Source organism: Vibrio sp. 10N.247.310.24 (assembly GCF_041467175.1).
GTDB lineage: Bacteria > Pseudomonadota > Gammaproteobacteria > Enterobacterales > Vibrionaceae > Vibrio > Vibrio tasmaniensis_A.
Genome location: NZ_JBFSUD010000125.1, coordinates 1 through 8,201 on the forward strand (window position 1 = coordinate 1; position 8,201 = coordinate 8,201).

The window sequence follows — 8,201 nt, forward strand, 5'->3', positions numbered from 1 at the left end:
AGAAGCTGCTTAGTAAACAAGCGAATGATGACAACTACCTTGAAAAACGCCGAGACTCTGTATACCGAAAAGTGGCACATTTAAGTGGTGGTGAAAAAATGAAACTGGCGATGTTGATCGTTAGCCACAAGCAAGACTCCCCGCTTCTATTACTCGATGAGCCAGACAACCACCTAGACATCGACTCAAAACAAATATTGGCATCCGCTTTGCGTGAATACCAAGGCGCATTTATCTTGGTGAGTCATGACAGCGACTTTGTTGAGGAGGTCGGCGTCAGCCAAAATCATATACGACTTTAACCTTCGTAAATTCGTTCACTTAGCTTAGTTAAGCGAGCATCGCTCCGGTGCTCGCCTTTCTTGATTGAGACAAGTAAACTACGCGCCTCGAACATCTATTCATAAGGCTAAGGTTTGCATACTCTAGAACAATTAAAATCAGGGCAACTAAACGGTATTAAGCGCTTACAACTGTCAGAAGGTCTCACCGAATTTCCACTAGAGATCTTAGAGCTCGCTGATTCTCTTGAGATCCTAGACCTTTCAGGCAATCAGCTATCAGATCTACCAGAAGAGTTATCACAGCTGACTAACCTGCGTATTATCTTCGCGTCGAATAACCTGTTCACGCACCTGCCTGATGTTTTGGGGTTACTTCCTAAGCTTGAAATGGTTGGCTTCAAAACCAACCAAATCAAAACCGTTAGCGAGCAGTCTCTACCGATTCAACTACGTTGGTTAATCCTGACCGACAATGAGATCGAGGTTCTGCCTAGCTCGCTAGGTGAAAGACCACGACTACAGAAACTGGCATTAGCAGGCAACAAGATTCGCGTTTTGCCAGAAAGCATGGAAAACCTATCAAACCTTGAACTGGTTCGTCTGTCTGCAAACCAACTGACTGAATTCCCAGAGTTCCTTATCAAGCTACCAAAACTGGCTTGGTTAGCGTTTGCGGGTAACCCATTTTGCAAACATCCAAGTAGCTTAGATAGCGTGCCTGCCGTAAGCTCGCAATGCTACTCACTCAATCAAGTGCTGGGCCAAGGTGCGTCTGGTGTAATTTCTCATGCTAACTGGTTAAACGGTGACTTTGATTTCCCACAAGAAGTGGCGGTTAAAGTATTCAAAGGCGAAGTGACCAGTGACGGTTACCCACATGATGAACTTGAAGCATGTCTTCAAGCAGGCCAACATAGCAACCTAGTGAAGTCTATCGCACAAGTTGATGAAGAGAACTACCTAGCATTGGTGATGGAGCTTATCCCGAGCAACTACTACAACCTAGGTTTGCCCCCTACTCTTGAAAGCTGCACTCGCGATACCTTCAACGAAGGCTTCGAGCTTTCAATTGCTAAGATCAATAGTATTACAGAGCAGATGATTGATGTGTTTGAACACCTTCATGCCAACAAAGTTTGTCATGGTGATCTATACGCACACAACACTTTGGTTAACGAGCAAGGTCAGATGATCTTTGGTGACTTCGGAGCAGCAACTATCTACGGTTATCTGACTGAAGAGCAGCAACAAGGCATTCGTCGAATTGAAGCGCGTGCATTGAAGTACTTTATTGAAGACCTACTGACGGTTTGTGCAAAGCAAGATCAAGACAGCGAGCTTTATACTCAACTGGCGAACTTCGAAGCTTAATGGCGTGTTGATTGGAAGTAATCGGTCGAATTGAAAACAACAAAGCCAACATCACTGTTGGCTTTTTTATTCTTGGAATATCACTTATTCTAATGGACAAGCAAGGTCGGCTAAAAGGGATTAACGCTCAGCCTGCACCAATTTCAGATACGAATGCAGCTCACCATTTTTATATTCCACCGCAGAGTGAATATTGAGATCAGCACGAGCCACAACAGTAAACTGGTAGCGATTCTCGCCCTTCAAAATCTCGACGTGTAACAACCCATCTTTTAGTTGCCACTGCCCTGTTGTTTCAAATCGGTCAAACAAACGATATTCCGTTAGACTACCATCAGAATGAAAGTGAACCTCGGTAATGTACCCTGCTGGGCAACTTTTTACCCAAGTCCGCCCCAAGACATCTTCTTCAACAAAGTTTCTTTTGCTCTCGCACCACTTTAAATAATCGGCACTCTCGCTCAGTTCACTATCAAGGTCATTCTTAGACAGTAACGTTTGCTCTTGCTGTTCACGACAATAAAGCTGAAGCAGTGTCTGCTGGTTATTACTCATCAATCGCCACCCCTAGCTAGTCAATCTAATCCAATCAGGCTTAAGCTACCAACTCATAAGAGACAACATACAGTTCAGAGATCCCTGGGTAGATATCTTGAATCACATCCTTGAGGACATCTAGCGTCATGTTCTCTTGCTGAGCATGGAATTCACCTAAGTCATCAAACAAGATTGGTTCTACGCTAATGATCTTAAGATTACAGAATACACGTCCCTGCTCTAGCGTTGATACTTCTACAACACTGCCCGGCTGGTAATCGCGCTCAGATTCATCGCGAATAGTAATCGTCTTCTTGCCAGAAAGGATGTCAGTTTCAAAACGTTCGAAGAACGTCATAGTAGTCGGTGCGGTCATTTATCTCGGTCGCTTAACATTAGAGGTTAGGTAGATGTTTATATACCAGAATGCTTGTTCAAGCGAATAAAAATTAGATGCGAGAGAATGCGGCAAAGCCAAATAGCAGGCAATAAAAAAGGAGAACCGAAGTTCTCCTTTTATTAAACCTTTAAGCTAACTCTAAATTATAGAGATGCTTTCGCTTTTTCAACTAGAACAGCAAATGCTGCTTTGTCGAATACTGCGATGTCAGCAAGAATCTTACGGTCGATCTCGATAGATGCTTTCTTAAGGCCATTGATGAAACGGCTGTAAGATAGACCATTTTGACGAGATGCCGCGTTGATACGTGCAATCCAAAGTTGACGGAATTGACGTTTCTTGTTGCGACGGTCACGGTAAGCGTATTGACCAGCTTTGGTAACTGCTTGGAAAGCTACGCGGTAAACACGTGAACGTGCTCCGTAGTAACCTTTAGCTTGTTTTAGAACTTTCTTATGACGTGCACGAGCTTGTACACCACGTTTTACGCGAGGCATTATGCTTCTCCTAAACTAAACGAATTTATAAACTAAAAAGAATTAAGCGTATGGCATCATACGTAGAACTTGAGCAACTTCACATTTAGGAAGGATCGAGTTCGGACGTAGCTGACGCTTGTTCTTAGTAGTACGCTTAGTCAGGATGTGACGTTTACCAGCGTGCTTAAACTTAATACCACCAGCAGTTTTCTGGAAACGCTTAGCAGCACCTTTGTTGGTTTTCATCTTAGGCATGATGAATAACTCCGCATTGTTGAGTTGTTAATAACATAGTAATTAGGGCGAATAAAACCCCGCAACCTGAGGCTGCAGGGTTTAATTACTTGCAAAGCCGTTAATTACTTCTTTTTAGGGGCCAACACCATGATCATCTGGCGACCTTCAATTCTCGTTGGGAAAGATTCGACAACTGCAAATTCTTCAGTATCTACTTTCAAACGATTAAGAACGTCAACACCGATTTCTTGGTGAGCCATTTCGCGGCCACGGAAGCGAATTGTTACCTTCACTTTGTTGCCGTCTTCAAGGAAACCAGTCAGGTTGCGTAGTTTTACCTGATAGTCTCCAATATCAGTTCCAGGTCGGAATTTAATTTCCTTGATCTGAACCTGCTTTTGCTTTTTCTTCTGCTCTTTCGCAGCTTTGCTCTTCTCGAAGAGGAACTTACCGTAGTCCATCACACGACAAACTGGCGGCTCGGCGTTAGGGCTGATCTCTACAAGATCCATACCAGCTTCATTTGCAGCTTCCATCGCTTCAGCGATTGTTACTACACCAACAGCTTCGCCGTCTGCGCCAGTTAGACGCACTTCACGAACGCCACGAATGTCACCGTTTAAACGGTGCTGGTTTTGTTTGGCCGGTTGTTGGCCACGTCTTCCGCCTTTAATAGCTATTCCTCCAGATTGAGCTTACGGCTTGAAACCTCGGCTTGGATGTATGAAATAAAGTCATCCACTTTAAATTTGCCAAGGTCCTTACCTTTACGTGTACGTACTGCAATTTCGCCGGCTTCCATTTCTTGGTCACCACACACAAGCATGAACGGTACACGTTTCAAAGTATGTTCGCGGATTTTAAAGCCAATCTTCTCATTTCTCAAGTCTGCTTTGACTCTAAATCCACTTTTTTGCAGTTTTTTCGCAATTTCTTGTACATATTCAGACTGTTTGTCTGTAATGCCCATAACAATTGCTTGTTCTGGCGCCAACCACGTTGGGAAGAAGCCTGCGTATTCTTCAATAAGAATACCGATGAAGCGTTCTAGTGAACCTAAAATCGCGCGGTGGATCATAACTGGCGTGTGACGCTCGTTATCTTCACCTACGTAAGTTGCACCTAAACGTTCTGGTAATGCAAAATCGAGCTGCACTGTACCACATTGCCATGCGCGGTCCAAACAATCATGCAAAGTAAATTCAATCTTAGGTCCGTAGAACGCACCCTCGCCTTCTTGAATCTCGTATGCAATCTCCATCGCCTCAAGCGCTTGCTTAAGATCGGCCTCTGCACGGTCCCACATTTCGTCTGAACCTACGCGCTGTTCTGGACGAGTAGATAGCTTAACAACAATGTTTTCGAAACCGAAAGTTGTGTAAGTATCGTAAACCATTTCAATACAAGCTTTAACTTCTTGCTGAACTTGGTCTTCAGTACAGAATACGTGAGCATCATCTTGAGTGAAGCCACGAACACGCATAATGCCGTGAAGTGCGCCAGACGGCTCGTTACGGTGACATGAGCCAAACTCAGCCATACGTAACGGTAGATCACGGTAAGATTTCAAACCTTGGTTAAAGATTTGAACGTGACCAGGGCAGTTCATTGGCTTGATCGCGTATTCACGGTTCTCTGAAGAAGTCGTGAACATCGCTTCAGCGTACTTATCCCAGTGACCAGAGCGCTCCCAAAGAACACGGTCCATCATTAATGGGCCTTTTACTTCTTGGTAATCGTACTCAGTCAGCTTCTGACGAATAAATACTTCTAGCTCACGGAAGATAGTCCAACCGTTATGATGCCAGAACACCATGCCTGGTGCTTCTTGCTGCATGTGGAATAGATCTAAGTGCTTACCGATTTTACGGTGATCACGCTTAGCCGCTTCTTCTAGGCGCACTAGGTGAGCCTTAAGCGCTTTTTTGTCGTGGAATGCAGTGCCGTAGATACGTTGAAGCATCTTGTTGTCACTGTTACCACGCCAGTAAGCACCCGCTACGTTAAGTAGCGTGAAGTGTTGGCAGAAGCCCATATGTGGAACGTGTGGACCACGACACATATCGATGTATTCTTCATGATGGTACAGGCCTGGACGATCGTCTTTAGAAACGTTCTCATCCAGGATTTCGATTTTGTAAGTCTCGCCGCGAGCTTCGAATGCGTCACGCGCTTCCTGCCAGCTAACTTTCTTCTTAACAACCTGATACTTGGTCTTCGCTAGCTCTTTCATACGCTTTTCAATCTTTTCTAGATCTTCTTGCGTTAGAGAGTGCTCAAGGTCGATATCGTAGTAGAAACCGTTATCAATGGTAGGACCGATCGCCATTTTCGCTTCTGGAAAAAGCTGCTTAATCGCGTGACCTAAAAGGTGAGCACAAGAGTGACGAACGATCTCAAGGCCATCAACTTCATCTTTAGCTGTGATGATTTCTAGGCTTGCATCGTTTTCGATAAGATCACAAGCATCAACACGCTCGCCATCTACACGACCAGCAATGGTTGCTTTCGCAAGACCAGGACCGATTGATAGGGCAACATCTAGAGTTGATACAGGGTTGTCAAATTGACGCTGACTACCGTCAGGAAGAGTAATAATTGGCATTATTTGTCCTTTACAGTGGTGTTGCACACCAAGCAACACATGAAAATTATTTAATATATTTAATTCAACAAGTTAGATAACTTGATGGGGATATATGTAAGAATTGGTACAAATTCAGGTACAAATACAGATGCACCCTCATTTATTCCAAAGGTATTGTAACGAATTAACATGAAATGACAATAATGTACTGAACAAGAGGTTAAGGAAACATCTCACCTTCACTGACCGAATACGATTATTCTGCTGTTTTAATGCGATGCCCCCTCTTCTTACCCTCTCACAATACTAAGACCTATCATGGCTACAGATCAAGGTTACTCGCCACAAAGCAATCTAACACCTCTAATACATCACTAACCCATTGATTCATTGTTGAATCGAATATATAAATTAGGCATCATTCAGCCTCAAAATACGAAGCATTGCCGTATAAGAAGCATTAAGTACCAGAGTGAGTTTATCGAACCATCAAATAGTAAAGGTGAATGTAATGATGCTTGGTCGAGTTAAAGTTAACAATTTGTTCGCAACAATAGATTGGTGTTTGAAAAAAACATTTCCAACAGATTATGACTCTCGGTGTCTTTATACGGCTTGTGCAATATATTCGATACTGCAGAAAGAAGGTGTTAGTTCCATTATTGTCGGGGGTAATGTCGGCGCATTCACAATGTCAATCGATGGACGTCAAGCTTCCTTAGAGGGCTTTGCTGGTTCAAATCGTGATCAACCAAGTCATTATTGGGTTGAAGTCAACGATGTGTTACTGGATCCAAATGTTTCTTATCTACCAAAAAGCTCGAAAATACCAAGAGTACCAATGCCAATGATTGCTTGGAAGCGAAAAGGGACATTGCCAAAGAGTCTGCAATATAGAGCCCAAATTCGTTACGACGAAAATGTAGAGTTTAGGTTTCCAGGTGACATAGCCGAGCGTATCAGCGGTTTTGTTGATATGTGCCAAAAAAGGTATTCATCGAAAGCAGCAAAGAAGAAACTCTCTGGCTTTATACTTTCTTCACCGGAAAACTTACATCAATATGCAATTTCGGGTAACAAATGGGCAGTTGGAGCAATGCGCTTTGAATCATTACCGTCAGTGCCAACTATTTAGCATTGTAGTAATGGGACTTCACAAGCGCTTAAAACCGATTCCCAACACTCGGCATTTTTGGTTTGCTTCAGCTTAAATTTACAGCACAATAGCTTTAGGTAAGGTGGTTTGCGTTACTCACCACTTAACGCTGCTTTAGCAGTCCTTTTAGACTTCAGGAGACAAGTTAAGTTGGAAGAGCTTAAATATTTAGCGAGAACGTACTACTCCAATACTGTCAGTATGCGATATTTTGGAATGGAAGGTTTAGGGTACCTGTCTATTTCTATTATTCTGTTTGCTCTTGCTGGTTATTTACAGCTTGTTTTGGACTACGTAAACATATCAATTCTTCCAATGCTAATTGCAGGCTTTCTTGGTGGAATTGCACGGCGACATTATGACAAAAATCTCATTCGACATTTGTCCAGCTACACTCTTCTTGATAGTGATAATATCGACTTTCACAAAGCTGTTTATCTACAATCGCTTGTATCTCACATTGGTAAGTCACTTCTTGAAGCAATGAAGAACCTAAAGGAAGTGAGAGAGACTGATGCAAGTAAGCATGGTTTATCAACTCAATCAGAATGGAGTCGGTTTTTCCAGTTTATCTACTCCCCAGACTCGAAGAATAGGATTCTGAGCTTGGTTATTTACCTAATTAGTCTTATTGCTCTTATCACCGTTTCCAAATCGGAGAGTGATACAGTGTTATATGAATTATTGCAGAATGTTACTTGGGACAAGGTACAAAGCTTCGCTTTTTTTAGCATCATATTAATAGTTACAATGTACGCGTTGGTGGTGCTACCAATTTCGTTTGTATATAAATATTTCGCTGTACCGATCCTGTTAAAGGCGTCATCGGTAGATACTCTTTCAAGATTCTTTATATCTGAGTTAAATCGGTATGCGTACCTTGAATGTCGTGCTAATCGGAGCTGCTGACAAACGACTAAGAGTTATTCCCCACGCTCGGTATTTTTGGTTTGGGTGTAGTCCAGTGTTTATGGTGTTCTGGTTAAGTGTCTTGGCAAACATGACTCACACCTTAATATAGTGTTAAGTATACAGGAGATATTTTGAATTATGAGTGATGGAATAGTGGGCAAAGCAAAATTTCGCTGCTCAAAGTCGGCGTTTTTCAAGGTAGTTGTCATCATTCGCTTGTTTACTAAGCAGCTTCTCT

The 8,201-nt window shown here is 42.8% G+C and carries 9 protein-coding genes; 3 read left to right on the plus strand and 6 right to left on the minus strand.

Going from position 1 to position 8,201, the window contains the following annotated elements:
* The coding region (locus AB6E08_RS21925; RefSeq protein ID WP_372160272.1) for an AAA family ATPase at window positions 1-302 on the plus strand (302 nt) is incomplete at its 5' end.
* A gap of 114 nt (window positions 303-416) precedes the next feature.
* The gene (locus AB6E08_RS21930; RefSeq protein WP_372067169.1) at window positions 417-1,655 is read left to right on the plus strand and encodes a leucine-rich repeat-containing protein kinase family protein; all 1,239 of its coding nucleotides are present in this window, start codon (window positions 417-419) and stop codon (window positions 1,653-1,655) included.
* A 120-nt stretch (window positions 1,656-1,775) separates the two neighbouring features.
* On the opposite strand, the gene AB6E08_RS21935 is transcribed toward AB6E08_RS21930, so the two are convergent.
* The 6 genes from AB6E08_RS21935 to thrS all read right to left on the minus strand — a co-directional run bounded on the left by AB6E08_RS21935 (window position 1,776) and on the right by thrS (window position 5,913).
* Window positions 1,776-2,210 carry a hypothetical protein gene (locus AB6E08_RS21935; protein ID WP_372067166.1) on the minus strand — a complete coding sequence of 145 codons (435 nt, stop codon included), beginning with the start codon at window positions 2,208-2,210 and terminating at the stop codon, window positions 1,776-1,778.
* Between the two features lie 40 nt (window positions 2,211-2,250).
* A complete protein-coding gene (gene yqfB / locus AB6E08_RS21940; protein WP_102249882.1) occupies window positions 2,251-2,568 on the minus strand; it encodes a N(4)-acetylcytidine aminohydrolase in 318 nt (105 codons plus the stop codon).
* Window positions 2,569-2,735: 167 nt separating this feature from the next.
* Window positions 2,736-3,089: a 50S ribosomal protein L20 gene (gene rplT / locus AB6E08_RS21945; RefSeq protein WP_004733517.1), complete on the minus strand. Its 354-nt coding sequence runs from the start codon at window positions 3,087-3,089 to the stop codon at window positions 2,736-2,738.
* 42 nt (window positions 3,090-3,131) lie between these two features.
* A complete protein-coding gene (gene rpmI / locus AB6E08_RS21950; RefSeq protein WP_004738430.1) occupies window positions 3,132-3,326 on the minus strand; it encodes a 50S ribosomal protein L35 in 195 nt (64 codons plus the stop codon).
* Between the two features lie 104 nt (window positions 3,327-3,430).
* Window positions 3,431-3,982, minus strand: coding sequence for a translation initiation factor IF-3 (gene infC, locus AB6E08_RS21955; protein WP_077680304.1), 552 nt, complete (start codon window positions 3,980-3,982; stop codon window positions 3,431-3,433).
* 2 nt (window positions 3,983-3,984) lie between these two features.
* A complete protein-coding gene (gene thrS / locus AB6E08_RS21960; protein ID WP_029223062.1) occupies window positions 3,985-5,913 on the minus strand; it encodes a threonine--tRNA ligase in 1,929 nt (642 codons plus the stop codon).
* A 493-nt stretch (window positions 5,914-6,406) separates the two neighbouring features.
* Between thrS and AB6E08_RS21965 the strand changes: the two genes are divergently transcribed.
* Entirely contained in the window at window positions 6,407-7,030 is a 624-nt protein-coding gene (locus AB6E08_RS21965; RefSeq protein ID WP_009846503.1) for a hypothetical protein, read from the plus strand.
* Window positions 7,031-8,201: the final 1,171 nt, after the last annotated feature.

What these genes read in the sequence shown, in the direction of transcription:
- AB6E08_RS21935 (WP_372067166.1), bottom strand. Translation starts at nt 2,210, where the DNA reads ATGAGTAATAACCAGCAGACACTGCTTCAGCTTTATTGTCGTGAACAG.
- yqfB (WP_102249882.1), bottom strand. Translation starts at nt 2,568, where the DNA reads ATGACCGCACCGACTACTATGACGTTCTTCGAACGTTTTGAAACTGAC.
- rplT (WP_004733517.1), bottom strand. Translation starts at nt 3,089, where the DNA reads ATGCCTCGCGTAAAACGTGGTGTACAAGCTCGTGCACGTCATAAGAAA.
- rpmI (WP_004738430.1), bottom strand. Translation starts at nt 3,326, where the DNA reads ATGCCTAAGATGAAAACCAACAAAGGTGCTGCTAAGCGTTTCCAGAAA.
- thrS (WP_029223062.1), bottom strand. Translation starts at nt 5,913, where the DNA reads ATGCCAATTATTACTCTTCCTGACGGTAGTCAGCGTCAATTTGACAAC.
- AB6E08_RS21965 (WP_009846503.1), top strand. Translation starts at nt 6,407, where the DNA reads ATGATGCTTGGTCGAGTTAAAGTTAACAATTTGTTCGCAACAATAGAT.